The following is a 15,664-nucleotide window of genomic DNA, read 5'->3' on the forward strand; positions in this document are numbered from 1 at the left end:
TTTCCCTTTCGTTTCTGCTGCTTGGCGGTAGTTCGGCTTCAAGGGCCGCTTCAGGCGGCTTGAAGGATCTCCGGTCACCCGCCCCACCGGGCCATCCTGTAGACCATGGCCTGCTTGGTCGAGGAGCCGCGCATGCCCGTCGTGATGTCGCCGCTCTCGATCAGCGTCAGCAGGATTTCGTCGCGGTCGCGCGATTTCAGCCATTGGGAGGCGCGGGTGATCTCGGATTTGGTGATCCCCTTGGGCCCGGCCGCGCGGACGATCTCCTTGAGCCGCTTCAGATGCGCCTCGGTCTCGGTATCCGCCACATGGCGCTCGACCGCTTCCATGGTGCGCCGCGCGTAATGGCGCACGAAGCCGATGGCCCAGTCCGCCGCGGTGATGTCGATCTCGGGGCGCACAGGATCGCGCCCGACAGCGACGATCAGCGCCAGCTTCAACGCGTTCTCTCCGATGCGGGCGAGAATGGCGGTGAAGGCCGTCCCAGCCGCTGCCCGCAGCTCCTCGGTCAGGGCGTCGCTGAGCTCGGCAAACCGTGCCCTTGCCGTATCCGACATCGGCACGGTCATCGGGTTCACGGCGGTGTTATGATCGGCGGTCTTGCCGGTCAGGTTGCCCTTCACGGCCCCGCCGCCTTTGGCGACCAGCTGGAGCGCCTGGATCAGCGCGGGCGGGGCTTGCCGGATGCCGACGGCGAGGTTCTCGTCCGGATAGTCTTCATCGCTCGGCAGGATCAGAAAGCGCGCGAGCGAGCCATCGACCACGTTTGCCCCCTGCAGCGCGCCCCAGAAATGCAGCGGCGTCGTGGTGCCATAGACGCAAAGGCAGGGCTGGTTGATGTCGCGCCGCTCATTGGTGCCGTCGCGGTTCGCATATTCCGCCCCGAGGAAGATCCCGCCCGCGGCCGTGAAGAGTTCGGTCATGTTGTCGAGGATCTCGGTGATATGGCGCGGGCTGCGTTTGCGGTCGGCGGCGGCCGACAGGAACATCCCGAATTCGTCGATCTGGAACAGGATCGCGGGCTGACGGTGGAGCGCCGTCAGGAGCCCGGCGCCAGAGGCGATCTTGTTGCCGCCGAGATGGTGGGCGAGACCCGCCTCGAAGAAGACCTCGTTGATGATCTCGCGGGCGTGGTTCTTGCCCGAGCCGCTGTCAGCAATCCCCACGACATAGAGATTCGAGCGCAGATTGCTCGTCGTGCGATACCGCCGCCCCATCAGCGCGCCGATGGCGCAGAGGCTGGCCCCGAGCGACAGAAGCGGCTGTGGGCGGCGCGCGGTGGCCAGCATGTAGCCGGTCAGCTCGCCGACAAGACCGTCGGGAATGGTCAGGCTGAAGGCGGGCTTTTCCGGGTCGGCGACGGTCGGCGCGCTCCCGTCCAGCCGGGCCAGCAGATCGGCGGCCGGATGCGGGCCGTCCGGATCGAGACTGCCATCGAGGCGCAAGGCGGCGTTGGGCTGCCAGCCGCGCTCCATGGCGAGGTGATAGATCGTGCCAGCGCCGATCCGGTCGGGCTTGAAGCTCGCCCAGGCGCGGGCCGTGGTCGCGGGTACATCCTTGGCCGCCTGGGCCGACCATGTGGCAAAGACCTCGCCGCCCTCATCGCCAAGCGCGCCTTTCAGCGCCATGCCGATGCGCATCCAGCTGTCGTAATCGAGCTCGTCATTCGGCAGCCAGTCGAGTGCCGACCGGATGGCGGGCAATGTGCCGATCTGCCCGTGGTTGCGCAGGAGTGTGGCCGGTGCTGCCGAGCGCAGCCCACGCTGACGCAGGGCCTCGGGCAGGATCGCATAGGCTTCCTCCAGAAAGGCCATCGCCGCTTCCTCGGTGATTTCCGGAAGGTCGCTGATATCGAGATCGGCCAGCCCCTCGTCGGGCCAGACATAGGGTGCACCGGTGTCGGGGTGGTCGGCATAGGCCAGAAATTGCTGCCCGAGGCAAAGCACCTCGAGCGGATGGCGTTTGATGCCCCGAAACGGCGCTGCCGTGCGATAGACCAGCATGCGCTTCGGGGCGCGGCCGATGCGCAGCGCGGGCGTATCGCCGAGGCGCGCCCGGGCCAGCGCCTCGATCTGCAACGCCAGTTCGGCGCCCGTCGCGATGTCGATATCGACCGCCGCTACCGCTCCACCGACGATGCCGATGCCGCAATCGGGCCAGGCAGCCCAGGTCGCGACTTCGACCTCGGTGGTCGGGCGTTCGGCATGGCGGTTCCATTCCGGGTAATCGGCCCAGCCGCCGCGCTGGAACCGGCCGGGCTTCTTGGTGCCCGGGCTGATCGGCAGGATGGCATAGCCATTGGTGACGAGCCGCGCGCCGAAGCGCGCCATCCAGGACGTGTCGGCCATCAGAACGGCACCTCCGGCGCCATCGCGTCGAGCCGGTTGCGATCCTTCGCCGCCAGCGCGCGCAGGTGGTCGCAATAGCCGGTGACGACGGCATCGAGAAACCGGGCCCATTCCTCCTCGGACAGGGTTGCGAGGTCGGACTTGCCGATGGCTTCCAGATATTCGCCGCCCATCTGGCCGCCCTTGGCCATGGCCTCGGTCTCATTCGGGGTCGGATCGATCATACCCTTCCTCCCATGGCAGAGGTCCTGACAGGCGCGACTGCAGAGCCGCTTGCGGCTGGCGTCACGCCGCGGGTCGGTGCGGCGGAACCCCGGCTCGAACCAACCAAAGCCGCGAGGTTCCCGGTGGCAGACGGCGCAGAGGCCGGGGTCGGATGGGCGCATGGGGCGAACCTGTAACCGGAGATCTCAAGATAGCGGCCCGAAGGACGGACCGAGATGTCGCTGGGGCGCGCAAGGCGGCTCGTCTGCGCGAGGGCCTCGGCCACGCTCAGCGGCACGGGGCAGCCGGGCGCGCGCTTGCGCCACCACTCGGCCGCCTTCTGGCGGGCATAGCCCTGATGCTCGAGGCAGACCCATTCGCTGTAGGTGGTGAGGCCGCAGCTATAGGTCACCTTGAGCGACGGACGCCCGCCCGCCTTGTCGTGGCGGCTGTAGGAAACGCCCGTGACCGGAAGCCATCGTTGCTTTGGCGAAAGCACCGGCAGCGTGGCGGCCGTGGGGGCGATCTTCACCTCGCGCGCCGGGAAGACATAGCCGCAATCCGGGCATTCCGTCGCCGAGAGCGCGATGATGCTGTCACAGTCCGGGCAGACCTTGGTCGGCGCCTCGCCCCCACCGCCATCACCAGGGCGTTTGGGGCGCACCAAGTCGATCGGCCCGTGGCGGCGGACATTGCCGGCGAAGTCCAGCACCAGGCAGTTTTCCTTGCCCGGCGCAAGGCGGGTGCCGCGCCCGACCATCTGCACATAGAGCCCGGCCGATTGCGTGGGACGCAGGAGCGCGATCAGGTCGACCCCCGGCGCGTTGAAGCCGGTGGTCAGCACGCCCATCGAGGCGAGCGCCCGGATTTCGCCGCGCTTGAAGGCGGCAAGGATCGCATCGCGTTCATCCTTCGGCGTGTCGCCGAAGATCGTGCGGCAACTGATGCCCTTGCGGCCGAATTCCTCGGCCACATGGCGCGCGTGCTCGACGCCCGAACAGAAGGCCAGCCAGGACTTCCGGTCGCGGCCATGCTCGATGATCTCGGTGACGGCCGCGCGGGTGATGGCGTCCTGGTCGACCGCCGCCGCCAGATCGCGCGCAATGAAATCGCCCGCGCGGGTGCCAACCTTGGAGACATCGAGCCGGGTTGCGGGCTGTTTCGAGACCAGGGGGCTCAGATACCCCGCGTCGATCAGCGCACGGACCGGCGCCTCATAGGCGATGTCGGTGAAGAGCGCATTTTGCCCCTCGTGCAGCATCCCGCAATCGAGCCGGAACGGCGTGGCGGTCAGCCCGATCACCTTGAGCGCCGGGTTGATCGCTTTCAGCGCGTCGAGGAAGCGCCGATACATCGTGCTCGACTTGCCGGGGATCAGATGCGCCTCGTCGATCAGCACCAGATCGGTGTGGCCGATTTCGGCCGCGCGGCGGTGGATTGACTGGATACCGGCGAAGAGGATCCGCGCCTGCGCCTCGCGCTTGCCGAGGCCCGCCGAATAGATGCCCGCGGGCGCATCGGGCCAGAGGCCGATCATCTCGGTATGGTTCTGCGCGATCAGCTCGCGGACATGGGTCACGATCAGGACGCGCTGATCAGGCCAGGCCTTCAGCACGCCTTCGATGAAGGATGCCATGACGAGCGACTTGCCGCCCGCGGTCGGAATGACCACCAGCGGATTGCCGGTGTGGGTCTGGAAATAGCCGTAGATCGCGGTAATCGCGGCCTGTTGATAGGGGCGCAGGGTCAGCATGGCGCGGCCTCCGGGGAACGGGCGTCGTTGGTCCAGGTCGTGCCATCGGCCATGCGGTAGGTGACGACATCGTCGCCCGCATCGATGACCTCGCCCGGGATGAGATCGGGGATGAAGAGATGGCGGCCGCAGGCCGTGCGTTGCTCAGAAGGCGCAAGCATCCGATCATGCCGCGCACAGTGCCAACCACCCTCGACGGGTGTCGTATGCAGGCAGGACCGGCAGGTCACCGCCGCGCCACCGCCGTCATGGCAGGCTGCATGGTGATCACAGAACCGACATTCGAACCAGGCCGGGTCCTCGCTGATCCGCGCGGGCGGATGCTGGGCGAAGATGATGCGCCCGGCCTTTTCCAGAAGACGCTCCGCCATCGCGCGGTCGGCCTCGATGCGCTCGACATGCAGCGCGTCGGTGTCCTTGCAGACCGCGACGTAAAGGGCGCGCGTAATGCCCGTCAGGTGCATGTAGATCTGCATCTGCGCGGCGTGCTGAGGCTTGGCCAGAACGACGCCCTTGGCGACCAACTCGTTGAAGCTCTTGACCGAGTGGGTCTTGAATTCCAGCACATGCCAGGTCTTGGGCGCCTCCAGGAGCCCGAGGGCCACGCCGTCAAGCGAGCCGCCGAAATGGCCACCATGGGCTTCGACCCGGAACTGACGTCCGGTCTCGGGATCGACCTCAAGCACCGTTGCGCCAGTGGCGCGCAGATTGCGCACGAGCCGGTCCTCTTCCAGTTGACCCGTCTCGAAGAGGCGCAGAAGGCGGCCGGAATGGCGCGCGGGCGTGATCCAGCGGAAATCATACCAGAGCGCCCGGGCACAGGATTTGCCGATGATCGACGCGCCGAGGTGGTCGCGGAAACCATCGCCCTGGCGGGCCTCGTAATCGGCATAGATCGCCGTCAGCGTCGGCGTGGGAGCTTCGGGAAGCTCTGCCATCACAGCCCCTCCCGTTCGCTGCGGGCCTGGGCCTCGGCCAGAATGCCATCCCAGGTCTCGGGGTCATGGCGTTCGCGCAGGATGCCGATCAGCGCGTCCTTGAGCTTTTCGCGGCGACGGCGGCCGGTGCCTTGGGCGAGCAGTTCCGCGCGTTCGCGGCGCAGGTGGCGGAGCGCCGTGCGGGCCCGGTGGAACCAGTCCGGATCGATCGGCTTCTGGCCGCGCTGGCGGGCCAGATCGGCCGTCGCGATCTGCGTGCGGATCTTGGCGATGGCATCGTCGAGCTCGATCAATCGGCGCTGATCATCAGGCAAGCCGGGGCTGGTCGCAGCCGCAGGGGCCGCGTTGGTCATGTCAGTCATGGGAGTATCCTCAGATGGAGTTGCGCGCTGCCCCGTCAGTCAGGGCGCAGGGCAGCGCGAAGGCTCAGCCCTTCTTGTTCCAGGGCGCGGAGGCCATTTTCGGCGGCACCGAAGAGCTGGCCGGATCGGGCGCGGGCCTCAATGGACGGGCGGCCGGGGCCGAACCCCGCTCGGGCGGCAGATAGGCAATCGCGTTGCTCTCGCCGTAGCCGTTCTTCGGCGGCCGGATCTTCACCTGGATCGTCATCGGGATCAGGTGCAGCTCCTCGCTGTCGCTGACATGCATCCGGCCCGTGGCGTGGCAGATCGCCGAGAGCGTGCGCTGCGCGATCTCCACCGTGGTCGGGTTCGGGTTCACCAGGTTCAGCTGGTCGAAGATCTTCCGGCCCTTGTGCTCGCCCTCAAGGATGTCGAGCATCAGCCAGAGGAACTGGCCCATGCCGTTCTTCGTGACGCGCATCTCGCTCTCGACGATCTGGGCGCGGTATTTGCCTGCGGGCAGCAGCTCGTAGGCGGTGGTGGGCTCGACGCTGGTGGCGTCGAAGGACGTGTCGAAACGTGCCATGGTCTTGTCCTTGTTCAGTTCATTGGGATTGGGGCATGGCCGCGAGGAACTCCGACCACATCAGCGGCAGGGTGTCCGGCAGGCCGTAACGGTTCTTGGCGAGGAAGGCGGGACGCTCTTCGGTGTGCATGACGCGCGCACCGGACCCGAGCGCCCGGGTCACCTTCTTGTTGAAGCCGACATCTGATTTCGCGACCGAGATCTGATAGTTGGCGAAGAGCACCACGTCCGAATGCTCCTGCAGCAGCGCCGAGGCGCGGGTCTGCAGCTTGATCACATAGCGGTCGTAGGGCTCGTGTTCGGGGCTGTCGAAACGCTTGATGTCGGTATGGGCGATCTGGATGACCACCATGCCCTTGCGGTCGCGCAGCGCGTTGAGCCGGTCGAGATATTCGCGCCAGATGGTCAGCGCCTCGGCATAGCCCTTGCCAAACCCCGGCGCCTCGATCGAGGCCCAGCCGTTGCGCTTGCAGGCCTCGGCCCAGATCAGCGGCTCCAGCCAGTCGACGCTGTCGACGACGACCGTGCCGAAATCGTGGTCCTCGTTCAAAAGCGCATCAAGCGCCTCGGCCACCTCCGCGTAGCTGGTCGCGAGCGGGAAATGCGGGACCTGCAGCTTGCCCAGGCCATCCTCGGTCATGAGGAAGACGGGCCGGTCGGCATCGGCCGCGAAGGTGGATTTTCCCACCCCGGCCACGCCGTGGATCAGGATGCGCGGCGGGGTCAGCACCGAGGTCGTGCGCAGGGACACGAGCGAAATGGCCATCAGCGCACCTCCTCGTTCAGCACGAGGCGGAACTTGGGCTTGCCGGTGCGGACCGTGCGCGCGGGCTCGAAGCCCTTGCGCCAGCTTTCCGGCAAAGCGCTGTATTTGCGCTCGGAGACCGACAGCTTGGTTTCGATGAATTCCGCCGGGTCCTCGCCCGCCGAGGCGATGTTCTCGGCGATCTGCGCCAGCAACGCCTGATCCCAATCGATGCGCTTGGGCAGTTCGGCGATCACGGTGACGCCGTCATCCTCGAACCGGATCGTGCCGGTGTCCTTGCCCGCCTCCTGGCGGGTGTCCTGGGCGCGGTCCGCGTATTTGAGCGCGATGGCGCCGTCGAGCCAGTCCGCGACCGACTTCGCCTGAGTCAGCTGCTCGTCCGCCGCGCCTTTCAGCAGCGCGAGCTGATCGGCGGGCAGCGCCGCGATCTGGCCCACCGGCATGCGGTGGATATCGGCCAGGGTGATGTGGTTGGAGATCGTCATGTTTCGCCCCCTCACGCCGACATCGGACGATGGGGTTCGTGATCCACGCCGCGGATCTGTTCGGCCTCGAAGGCCTCGACATCCTCGAGCCGGTAGATCACCCGGCCGCCGAGCTTGATGAATTTCGGGCCTTCGCCCGTCCACCGCCAGCGCTCCAGCGTGCGGTGCGAGATGTTCCAGCGAGCCGCCAGCTCGATCTGGGAAAGGTGCCTGGTCGCCATGTGAACCTCCTTGGGATTTCTGCGAACACTTGCGGGTTCAACATGGCGGAGGGGGTGGTAGGGCTGAGGGAGGGCACCGGTAGGGAAGCCGGTAGGACAGTCACAAAAGCAAAAGGCCGCCCTGATGGACGGCCTTCGGAATGGCGATGGCTGATCGGATCAGGGCTCGATCCAACAGTTTCCGTCGGCGTATTTGATGAACGAGCGCCAGTCGTCGCGACCGCTGAACACCTTGGAGAATGAATTCGTGCTGTCTCCGTAGCCCGCTTCGAAAAGCACCACCGCCGTCCGGCATTCAGGCGAACCCGACCAATAGGCGTTGAACAGCAGCCCCAGGAGTTGCCGCTGCTTGTCACTGCCGAAGGTAAGGGTTTCGCCGCGCAGCCAGACGATGCCGTAGTCATCCGAATGATCGATCGGGAAACGACGCTGCACTTGTCCGGGGAACACCCGAGCCCCGAGGACTTGGGGCGAGATCGCGAGCTTGGCCGGATCACCAGCAACATCCGCCACGTTGATGATGTGGCTGCGTTTCTGGGCCGTCTCGGGAATGCGCTCGCCGGATGTGGAGGTCAGAATGATGCGGATTTCCTGCGGCGGCTTGCGCCCGATCAGCGCCTCGAGCTGCGTCCAGACCCCCGGATCGCCAAGCCGCCGGGCAAACCAGACGGGCACCGGGGCCTTCGCTCCGGCGAGCTTGATGGTTCCAACCTCCCAGATCAGATCCGTGACCAAGGACGTCGGGCGTGAGGGCCCGGCACGCTCGAACGCTACCAGCAATTTGGCAAGGGCCAGTCCGTAGTCGACCCTGCACGCCGCGATGTCCTCATGGGCGACCTTGACCCAACGGCCGGTGCTGTCATGATAGCCGAATGATTTCAGCTCGGCAGACCAGGTGGCCTCGACCGGTTCATCCTCATAGTCGCCCATTGCGGCGACGACGGGGACGTGCCCACTCGGCACGAGCAGCTTAGCCGCGATCAAAGCGTCGGTCGCGCTGCGCGAAACCTGGTGCAGCGCCGATGTCTGGAGAGACATGCTGCGGGCTTCCATGGCCCGCAGCAGAAGGTCGATCGCACGCTTACTCAAGGACGTCGCCATCATCTTTATCGTCCTTCAGGATGCCCCAGAGCCGCAGATACTTTTCGCCGATCAGGCGCTCTTGCGGGGTCATGTCCTTCAGATTGCAGCCATGCGGCATGGTCACGGTCAGCGACAGCGACTTGCCGCGCCCGCCATTGGGGCCCGGGTGGAACTTGATGGTGAAGCGCGCACGGGTGACAACCCATTCCGCCACGTCGCCGGTGCCGCCCAAGACACGTGCGCCGCCACCGATGTCGAGGCCGATCCGGTGTTCCGCCATCTGCCAGATCGTCCGGTCCGCACCCGACATGGATTCGAGCGTGATGCGCTCCTTCGCATCGCCCAGATCCATCAGGCGCAATTCCTTGACGGTCACGCCGGCAATCCCGTCGGCCGGGTCAGTCGGGAAGTCGAACGGCCGCAGCAGCATGCCGAGATCGTACTCGCGCAGCGGCAGCGACTGCTCTTCATCGAGGGTGATGCCCAGCAGGTCGCGCGCCATGTACCGGGTCAGATCGATCCGGTCCTCGCGCGTCTTTGCCACGACCTCGATCACGCCGGTCGCGGCCTCGTAGGTCAGCGCCGCCTCGAAGACCGGCTTCACGATCCGACGCGACAGGGTGCTGTTGGCGTCGAATCCCAGCATGTCCTCGGGACGCCCCTCCCGGTAGACCGCGACTTGGACCAGTTCGCATTCCTCGCCCTCGAGGATCACCCGGTGGCGGTCGAAGATGTCGACATGGACGTTGGGCGTTTCGAACCGTTCGCGGATCGCGGCCGTAAACGCGGCGAGCGAAACCGGGTCCTTCTTCACCGCGAGATCGGGATCGACGCCGAACCCGCTCCACGACCGCCCGCGGCGGCGCTCGTCATTGTAGCGCACCTCTTCGGCCAGGCGGAACCGGTCGTTCTCGTTGAGGAAAACCCAGAGCGAGCGGTTGTTGGCCCCCTCGAGCGTATCGAAGACAGCGCGGTTCACGACGACGTTCTGCAACGCGTTCTGGCCGGGCTCATCGGACAGCGCCGCCACGCGGGCCGCATCGAGGACGACGCGCTGCTTTTCGTCATCGGACATGGCGTCGACGGCCTTGATCAGCGACTCTACCACCTCGGGCTCGGGCTTCGGCCAGTCGATGGGCGCAAGCGAGGTGAACCCGCCAGCAGTGAAGTAATCCTGCAGGCGGATCACGGGGGTCTTGCGGAGGAACGCGGCGATGGCGGTCATGAGAGCCCTTTCTTTGGCCGGGGAGGAGGACAGAATCACAAAAATGCGATACGATGTTGTTCGATATATACCGAACAAATCGCCACGTCTACTTGCGCGGCACAATTTTGTTCGGCATAGCGAACAAACGTCCTGCAACCAAGGAAACCAAGGATGATACGATGACCACGTCCCTCGGCGCGAAGATCAAGCGCCACCGTCAGGAAAAGGGATACTCCCTCGACAAGCTCGCCGAGCTGACCGACTCCAGCAAGAGCTACCTCTGGGAACTCGAGAACCGCGATACGCGAAAACCGTCGGGCGAGAAGCTGACCCGCATCGCCCAGGCTCTGGAGGTCACGACCGACTACCTGCTCGATGACAGCGAGGAGCCCAGCGACGAGGTTTTGAAGGAAGCCTTCTTCCGCAAATTCAGCAAGCTCGACCCCGAAGACCAGCAGAAAATCAACCAGATGATCGACATGTGGGGGAAGAAGGATTGAGCCTGCCGACGACGCCGAAGGGGTGGGCTATCCGCCTGACGCAGATCCTGTCCGTGCATCAAGCAGTGCACGGGCTGCCGCGGTTCCCCATCAATGTGGCCGCGCTCGCGCAGGATTTCTCGCGTCAGGTCTATCCGGACGCGCCAATCACGATGGTGCAAGGGCTGAAACTCTCCAAGGGCGTCGAAGGCATGCTGATGCCGCATCCCAGCGGCTCCGGCGAGTGGGGCATTGTCTACAACGAGACCATCCGGTCGCCGGGGCGGCGCAACTTCACGCTGGCGCATGAGCTGGGGCACTACCTCCTGCACCGGCAGGCCAACCCGGGCGGGCTGGAATGCACCAGCCGCAACATGGCCGACTGGGATGAGGCCCGGAACAGGATCGAGGCGGAGGCGAACACCTTCGCCTCCTACCTGCTGATGCCCTTGGACGATTTCCGCGAGCAGATCAAAGGCCGGATCATCGACATCGACGTGATGACCGAGCTCTCGGATCGCTATGGCGTGTCGCTGACGGCCGCGATCCTTAAATGGATGACCATCACCGACAAGCGCGCGATGATCGTCGTTGGCAAGGAAGGCTTCATCGATTGGGCCTGGTCCAGCGAACCGCTGTTGAAGTCCCGGGTTTTCTACCGGGCGCGGCAAGAGGTGATCGAATTGCCGCCCGCCTCGCTTGCGGCGCAAGAGGTAGAAGGGGATGAAGGGCGCTACGGCTGCCACCATCCGGCCGGTATCTGGCTCGGCTCCGAGCCGGTGCACGAAATGACCGTGTTCTCGCCCAGCAATGACCAGATGACGATCTCGCTTCTGCTCTACCCCGACCGCGCCCCATCGCGATGGGAAATGGCCGAACTGGAGGAAGAGCCGGTCCTCGACAGCTTCGACAAGTTCATGGACGGCCGGACGGGTTGATTCGGCGCAGCAGTCCGACAGAAAGGTCGGCGCGGGGCATTTCAGTTACGCAGATTTTCGCCACGGTGCGCAGCGACCGTATGAGTCCGTAATAAGCTGATTTACTTGATATTTTTCTGATTTCGCGACACATTTCGCCTATCACAACAGTCGCGAAAACCCGCCATGTCCATTCCCTCCGAAGACCCTGTTTCCGGGCCCAATCCTCTATGCCCTGAACGGATGTCCCCTGATGCCCGGCTTGCCGAGTTGGGTCGCATCCTCGCCGCAGGCGTCGTTCGCCTGACTGCCGGGAAGTCCAGTTCTTTATCGCCCGCCGACGGAGACAGTTCCGTGGACTACCCGCCCCGAAAGAGCGGTGGTCGTCGCAGGAAACGCATCCGCATCGGAGGAATTGATGAAGCATCACAGTAAGATAACGCCCCCCAAACCCGGGCAGGACGCGCGCCTGGACCAAAGCGTCCTGTCGCGCATCGCCGCGCTCAAGGCCATGTCGGTGAAAGAGCTGAAGGCCGAATGGGAACGGCTCCTCGGGAGCGCTGCGCCGAACAACAGCCTCGCCTTTCTTGAGGCCCGCATCGCCTATCGCCTGCAGGAACTGACCTATGGCGGGCCTGACCACGAGACTCGCCGCATGCTGGACCTCCTTGCGGACGAGGTCGAGGGCGTCTCCCGCCGCAAGGACCAGATCGCGGATCCCCGCAATCCGGTGGCAGGCACGCGGCTGATCCGGGAATGGAACGGGGTCGAGCACACCATCACCGTGCTGAAGGACGGTTTTGAGTGGCAGGGCCGCAAGTACAAATCGCTTTCCGGCATCGCGCGGGAAATCACCGGTGTGCGCTGGAACGGCTACCGATTCTTCGGGCTGCAGGTCCGACCGCGGGAGGTTTGACCATGGACATGAACACTCGCCCCGGCCGCCGCCTGCGCTGCGCCATCTACACCCGCAAGTCGAGCGAAGAAGGGCTCGACATGGAATTCAACAGCCTCGACGCCCAGCGGGAGGCCTGCGAGGCCTATATCGCCAGCCAGAAATCCGAAGGCTGGGTCGCCACCCGCGACCGCTATGACGACGGCGGCTTTTCGGGCGGCAATCTGGACCGGCCGGGGCTGAAACAGCTGCTGGCCGACATCGACGACGGGCTGATCGACGTGGTCGTGGTCTACAAGATCGACCGGCTCAGCCGCGCCCTGATGGATTTCTCGAAGCTGGTCGAGGTGTTCGACCGCAACGACGTCACCTTCGTCTCGGTCACGCAGTCCTTCAACACGACCACCTCGATGGGGCGGCTGACGCTGAACATCCTTCTCAGCTTCGCCCAGTTCGAACGCGAGGTCATCGGTGAACGAATCCGCGACAAGGTGGCTGCCTCGCGCAGGCGCGGGATCTGGATGGGGGGCTATGTGCCGCTCGGCTACGATGTGCAGGACCGCAAGCTGGTCATCAACGAGGCTGAGGCCGCCTCTGTGCGCCGGATCTTCGAGCGGTTCGTCGAGCTCGGCTCGGCCACGATGCTGGCGAAGGAGCTGCGGCGGGAGGGGTTCCGCAGCAAGCAGGGCACGCTGATCGACAAGGGCTATCTCTATCGGGTGCTCCGCAATCGCGTCTATCGTGGCGAGGCCGTCCACAAGGGCAAGGCCTATCCGGGCGAGCACGAGGCCATCGTCACCGACAAGGTCTGGGATCAGGTCGACGCGATCCTGCAGGGCAACCGCCACGCCCGGTCCAGCAACAGCCGCATGCAGACGCCCGCGCCGCTGAAGGGCCTGATCTTCACCGATACCGGCGCAGCGATGACCCCGACCGCGACCAAGAAACGCGGCAAGCTCTACCGCTATTACGTCTCGATGGACGTGATCAAGAACCGCACCACGGAGGATGACTGCGGCGATCTCGCGCCGACCCGCCTGCCAGCGGGCATGGTCGAGGACGCCATCGTCACCGAGGTCCGGCGCATTCTGCAGACGCCCGAGGTGGTCACGCAGGTGCTGGCGGCTCTGAAGCGCGATCAGGTGTCCGAGGCCGAGGCCATCGCGGCGCTGCATGATTTCAACACGCTCTGGACACAGCTGTTTCCGCTCGAGCAGGCGCGGATCATCCAGCTGCTGGTCCGGCGCGTCACCGTCACCACCGCCGGGCTCGAGGTCGACATCCGGCGCGAAGGCGTTGCGGGCGTCATCCGCGAGATGATCGCCCCACGCGACATGGAGGCCGCCGAATGACCCGTGGCAATGACACGATCCGCGTGCTGATCCCCCTGAAACTGCGCAAGAAGAACGGTCGGCCCAAGATCATGCCGCCCGCCGATTACAGCCCGAGCGAGGATCAGACGCAGGACCCCCACATCCTGCGCGCCATCGGCCGAGCATGGGGCTGGCGGCGGCGGATGGAGGCAGGTGAGTTCGCCACGATCCAGGAACTGGCCGAGGCCGTCGGTCTGGCCGAACGCCATGTCAGCCGACAGCTGCGCCTGGCCTATCTTGCGCCGGAAGTGTTGAAGCGCCTGACCTGCGGCCGCGAGGCGTCGGCGGTCAGCCTCTATGACTTGTGCTTTCTGGCGGGGGAGACATGGCAGGAGCAGGCCGGTCGGGTGTTCGGGCGCGCTTAGAAACGTGACCTGGAATTTGACGCCGTCCCGCACTCAGTGGCGCTGGAACATGGCTGTCCAAGCATGTATTTCATGAGAAAGGTAGCGCCTGACCGTGGGCATGCCCAAATTCTGATATTTTCTAGGCTATTGGAAAGCTGATTTCGAATGCGCGTGGACGTCCCCTACGATTTGTCGCCGGTTAGCCTCGCGGGGTTCGCCTGCATGCTCCGAGATCTTCCAGACGCAGCCGAATACGAGTTCCACTTTGGCGGCGAGCGTTGGTTCCCTCCGTTTTCGATGCTGCTCCTTTCTGCTCTGCTTCGCCAGTTCCGAGGCAATCGACCAGAAGCTCGTCGACGAGCACGGGATCATGAAAATCACTCATACGCAGCGCATTTCGGCTTCTTCCGATCTTTTGGTCTCCAACATGGGAATGCTCCCGGTGAGGCACCTGGAAGTTCTACGTACGTTCCGATCAGCGAGCTTGATGTCGCAGAGATTCGCCAAGAGGCATTCGACTCCTTTCAGGAAGTAGGAGACGTAATTGAGGGGAAAGCCGCCGAGCTTGCTGGGCTACTTACGCGCCATCAGCAGGGAGAATTGCAGGATACCCTTACATATTCCATCCGCGAGATCATGCGAAATGTCGTCGAGCATAGCGGTTCTGAAAAGATTTACATTTGCGCTCAATATTGGCCCCAACGCCATGAAGTGGAAGTTGGAATTGTCGATGACGGCATCGGCATCCATAGGGCTCTCACCGGGAACCCAGCCTTCGATGGCTTGACGGAACCGGAAGCCCTTCAGATGGCCTTGATGCCCGGAATCTCAGGGAATCCTCACGCCGGGCGGGGTAACGACCAATGGAACAATTCTGGCTACGGCCTCTATATGACCAGCCGCATCTGCCGGAACGGTGGAAGTTTCCTGTTATGTTCGGGCGGAACCGGAATTGAGCTAAGCCACGAGGGGAAGCATACATTCGGTTCGGATTTCCGAGGGACTGCAATCAGGCTAGTAATCGACACAGCCAATTTAAGTGCATTGCGGGAACGTCTCCAACAGTTTGCGGCGCAAGGACGAGTTGCAGCCGCTCAGATCGCCGGCGCCAACGTCAACGTTGCTTCTACTGCATCTCAGATGCTTACCCGAGATTTCCGGCAAGAATAGGCATCTATAGAGCCGTAAGGCGTTGTAATCTTGTGAAGGCGATCAAGCGGCGCAAAGGAGCTGCTTCGGGAATCAATGAAAACTCGCCTGAAAGGACGTCGCGGTCAGCGAGACATGCGCGTCCAGCGGCGGATGCAATTCGAACGCCTTCGGCTCGCGCGCGAAGTTCCAGAGCCGGAACAGGGACCATTCCGAGCGCCGCTCCTCGGCCACGGCCAGTTCGTTGCGGCTGATGTGGAAAGGGGTACGCTCCCAGCCATTCGTCGTCTTCACCTCGATCAGGCGCGGACGGCCGTCCGGCGCGAAGCTGGCGATATCGTAGCCGGCACCATCGCCATCCTCCTCCGACACCCACCTGACCTTGCGCGCAAGATCGTCGCGGCCCGCTGATTTCAGGGCTGCACGTTCGTGCGCCAAGACGCGCTCCTCATCGGCACGGCCGAGGGCGCGGTTTCGCTCGTCTCTTGCCGCGACATCGAATTTGCGGGCGATGTGCAGCATCTGCTCCAGCTCCTGAGGAGGCGGCTGGTTCGACAGCGTGGGCGGCGGCC

At 64.6% G+C, this 15,664-nt stretch carries 18 protein-coding genes; 6 read left to right on the forward strand and 12 right to left on the reverse strand.

What is annotated here, in order from left to right; genetic code table 11:
- Window positions 1–74 precede the first annotated feature (74 nt).
- From C9E82_RS17945 to C9E82_RS17995, 11 genes are all read right to left on the reverse strand, one after another.
- The gene (locus tag C9E82_RS17945) at window positions 75–2,348 is read right to left on the reverse strand and encodes a PriCT-2 domain-containing protein (RefSeq protein ID WP_338068065.1); all 2,274 of its coding nucleotides are present in this window, start codon (window positions 2,346–2,348) and stop codon (window positions 75–77) included.
- Complete coding sequence (locus C9E82_RS17950; RefSeq protein WP_119896261.1) at window positions 2,348–2,572, reverse strand: DUF6511 domain-containing protein; 225 nt, start codon at window positions 2,570–2,572, stop codon at window positions 2,348–2,350. Before C9E82_RS17950 ends, C9E82_RS17945 begins: the two co-directional genes overlap by 1 nt.
- Window positions 2,569–4,305 carry a DEAD/DEAH box helicase gene (locus C9E82_RS17955; protein WP_119896262.1) on the reverse strand — a complete coding sequence of 579 codons (1,737 nt, stop codon included), beginning with the start codon at window positions 4,303–4,305 and terminating at the stop codon, window positions 2,569–2,571. The genes C9E82_RS17950 and C9E82_RS17955 overlap by 4 nt, the downstream gene beginning before the upstream one ends.
- Window positions 4,299–5,243 (reverse strand): PD-(D/E)XK nuclease family protein, encoded by a 945-nt coding sequence (locus C9E82_RS17960; RefSeq protein ID WP_119896263.1) that lies wholly within the window; start codon window positions 5,241–5,243, stop codon window positions 4,299–4,301. Before C9E82_RS17960 ends, C9E82_RS17955 begins: the two co-directional genes overlap by 7 nt.
- Window positions 5,243–5,605, reverse strand: a complete 363-nt coding sequence (locus C9E82_RS17965; RefSeq protein WP_147393016.1) for a hypothetical protein — start codon at window positions 5,603–5,605, stop codon at window positions 5,243–5,245. The genes C9E82_RS17960 and C9E82_RS17965 overlap by 1 nt, the downstream gene beginning before the upstream one ends.
- 64 nt (window positions 5,606–5,669) lie before the next feature.
- Window positions 5,670–6,170, reverse strand: coding sequence for a DUF669 domain-containing protein (locus tag C9E82_RS17970; RefSeq protein WP_119896265.1), 501 nt, complete (start codon window positions 6,168–6,170; stop codon window positions 5,670–5,672).
- A 19-nt stretch (window positions 6,171–6,189) separates the two neighbouring features.
- Window positions 6,190–6,936 carry an ATP-binding protein gene (locus tag C9E82_RS17975; RefSeq protein ID WP_119896266.1) on the reverse strand — a complete coding sequence of 249 codons (747 nt, stop codon included), beginning with the start codon at window positions 6,934–6,936 and terminating at the stop codon, window positions 6,190–6,192.
- Window positions 6,936–7,421 (reverse strand): hypothetical protein, encoded by a 486-nt coding sequence (locus C9E82_RS17980; protein WP_119896267.1) that lies wholly within the window; start codon window positions 7,419–7,421, stop codon window positions 6,936–6,938. Before C9E82_RS17980 ends, C9E82_RS17975 begins: the two co-directional genes overlap by 1 nt.
- 11 nt (window positions 7,422–7,432) lie before the next feature.
- A complete protein-coding gene (locus tag C9E82_RS17985; protein WP_043869387.1) occupies window positions 7,433–7,642 on the reverse strand; it encodes a helix-turn-helix transcriptional regulator in 210 nt (69 codons plus the stop codon).
- Between the two features lie 159 nt (window positions 7,643–7,801).
- Window positions 7,802–8,746 (reverse strand): hypothetical protein, encoded by a 945-nt coding sequence (locus C9E82_RS17990; RefSeq protein ID WP_119896268.1) that lies wholly within the window; start codon window positions 8,744–8,746, stop codon window positions 7,802–7,804.
- Window positions 8,724–9,950 carry a hypothetical protein gene (locus tag C9E82_RS17995; RefSeq protein WP_119896269.1) on the reverse strand — a complete coding sequence of 409 codons (1,227 nt, stop codon included), beginning with the start codon at window positions 9,948–9,950 and terminating at the stop codon, window positions 8,724–8,726. The genes C9E82_RS17990 and C9E82_RS17995 overlap by 23 nt, the downstream gene beginning before the upstream one ends.
- A 161-nt stretch (window positions 9,951–10,111) precedes the next feature.
- On the opposite strand from C9E82_RS17995, the gene C9E82_RS18000 reads away from it, so the two are divergent.
- From C9E82_RS18000 to C9E82_RS24160, 6 genes are all read left to right on the forward strand, one after another.
- The gene (locus C9E82_RS18000) at window positions 10,112–10,432 is read left to right on the forward strand and encodes a helix-turn-helix domain-containing protein (RefSeq protein ID WP_093359951.1); all 321 of its coding nucleotides are present in this window, start codon (window positions 10,112–10,114) and stop codon (window positions 10,430–10,432) included.
- Window positions 10,429–11,349: an ImmA/IrrE family metallo-endopeptidase gene (locus C9E82_RS18005; protein WP_119896270.1), complete on the forward strand. Its 921-nt coding sequence runs from the start codon at window positions 10,429–10,431 to the stop codon at window positions 11,347–11,349. Before C9E82_RS18000 ends, C9E82_RS18005 begins: the two co-directional genes overlap by 4 nt.
- A gap of 397 nt (window positions 11,350–11,746) precedes the next feature.
- The gene (locus C9E82_RS18010; RefSeq protein ID WP_119896271.1) at window positions 11,747–12,244 is read left to right on the forward strand and encodes a DUF2924 domain-containing protein; all 498 of its coding nucleotides are present in this window, start codon (window positions 11,747–11,749) and stop codon (window positions 12,242–12,244) included.
- Window positions 12,245–12,246: 2 nt separating this feature from the next.
- Window positions 12,247–13,575, forward strand: coding sequence for a recombinase family protein (locus tag C9E82_RS18015; RefSeq protein ID WP_119896272.1), 1,329 nt, complete (start codon window positions 12,247–12,249; stop codon window positions 13,573–13,575).
- Window positions 13,572–13,961 (forward strand): hypothetical protein, encoded by a 390-nt coding sequence (locus tag C9E82_RS18020; RefSeq protein ID WP_119896273.1) that lies wholly within the window; start codon window positions 13,572–13,574, stop codon window positions 13,959–13,961. The genes C9E82_RS18015 and C9E82_RS18020 overlap by 4 nt, the downstream gene beginning before the upstream one ends.
- Window positions 13,962–14,114: 153 nt before the next feature.
- Window positions 14,115–15,113, forward strand: coding sequence for an ATP-binding protein (locus C9E82_RS24160; protein WP_183154108.1), 999 nt, complete (start codon window positions 14,115–14,117; stop codon window positions 15,111–15,113).
- 72 nt (window positions 15,114–15,185) lie between these two features.
- Here C9E82_RS24160 and C9E82_RS18030 read toward each other — a convergent pair.
- Window positions 15,186–15,664 (reverse strand): protein NO VEIN domain-containing protein (locus C9E82_RS18030; RefSeq protein ID WP_122449343.1); only part of this gene is annotated, 479 nt, incomplete at its 5' end.

This window comes from Paracoccus sigandri, assembly GCF_003709565.1.
Classification (GTDB): Bacteria; Pseudomonadota; Alphaproteobacteria; order Rhodobacterales; family Rhodobacteraceae; genus Paracoccus; species Paracoccus siganidrum.

What these genes read in the sequence shown, in the direction of transcription:
- C9E82_RS17945 (WP_338068065.1), bottom strand. Translation starts at nt 2,348, where the DNA reads ATGGCCGACACGTCCTGGATGGCGCGCTTCGGCGCGCGGCTCGTCACC.
- C9E82_RS17950 (WP_119896261.1), bottom strand. Translation starts at nt 2,572, where the DNA reads ATGATCGATCCGACCCCGAATGAGACCGAGGCCATGGCCAAGGGCGGC.
- C9E82_RS17955 (WP_119896262.1), bottom strand. Translation starts at nt 4,305, where the DNA reads ATGCTGACCCTGCGCCCCTATCAACAGGCCGCGATTACCGCGATCTAC.
- C9E82_RS17960 (WP_119896263.1), bottom strand. Translation starts at nt 5,243, where the DNA reads ATGGCAGAGCTTCCCGAAGCTCCCACGCCGACGCTGACGGCGATCTAT.
- C9E82_RS17965 (WP_147393016.1), bottom strand. Translation starts at nt 5,605, where the DNA reads ATGACTGACATGACCAACGCGGCCCCTGCGGCTGCGACCAGCCCCGGC.
- C9E82_RS17970 (WP_119896265.1), bottom strand. Translation starts at nt 6,170, where the DNA reads ATGGCACGTTTCGACACGTCCTTCGACGCCACCAGCGTCGAGCCCACC.
- C9E82_RS17975 (WP_119896266.1), bottom strand. Translation starts at nt 6,936, where the DNA reads ATGGCCATTTCGCTCGTGTCCCTGCGCACGACCTCGGTGCTGACCCCG.
- C9E82_RS17980 (WP_119896267.1), bottom strand. Translation starts at nt 7,421, where the DNA reads ATGACGATCTCCAACCACATCACCCTGGCCGATATCCACCGCATGCCG.
- C9E82_RS17985 (WP_043869387.1), bottom strand. Translation starts at nt 7,642, where the DNA reads ATGGCGACCAGGCACCTTTCCCAGATCGAGCTGGCGGCTCGCTGGAAC.
- C9E82_RS17990 (WP_119896268.1), bottom strand. Translation starts at nt 8,746, where the DNA reads ATGATGGCGACGTCCTTGAGTAAGCGTGCGATCGACCTTCTGCTGCGG.
- C9E82_RS17995 (WP_119896269.1), bottom strand. Translation starts at nt 9,950, where the DNA reads ATGACCGCCATCGCCGCGTTCCTCCGCAAGACCCCCGTGATCCGCCTG.
- C9E82_RS18000 (WP_093359951.1), top strand. Translation starts at nt 10,112, where the DNA reads ATGACCACGTCCCTCGGCGCGAAGATCAAGCGCCACCGTCAGGAAAAG.
- C9E82_RS18010 (WP_119896271.1), top strand. Translation starts at nt 11,747, where the DNA reads ATGAAGCATCACAGTAAGATAACGCCCCCCAAACCCGGGCAGGACGCG.
- C9E82_RS18015 (WP_119896272.1), top strand. Translation starts at nt 12,247, where the DNA reads ATGGACATGAACACTCGCCCCGGCCGCCGCCTGCGCTGCGCCATCTAC.
- C9E82_RS18020 (WP_119896273.1), top strand. Translation starts at nt 13,572, where the DNA reads ATGACCCGTGGCAATGACACGATCCGCGTGCTGATCCCCCTGAAACTG.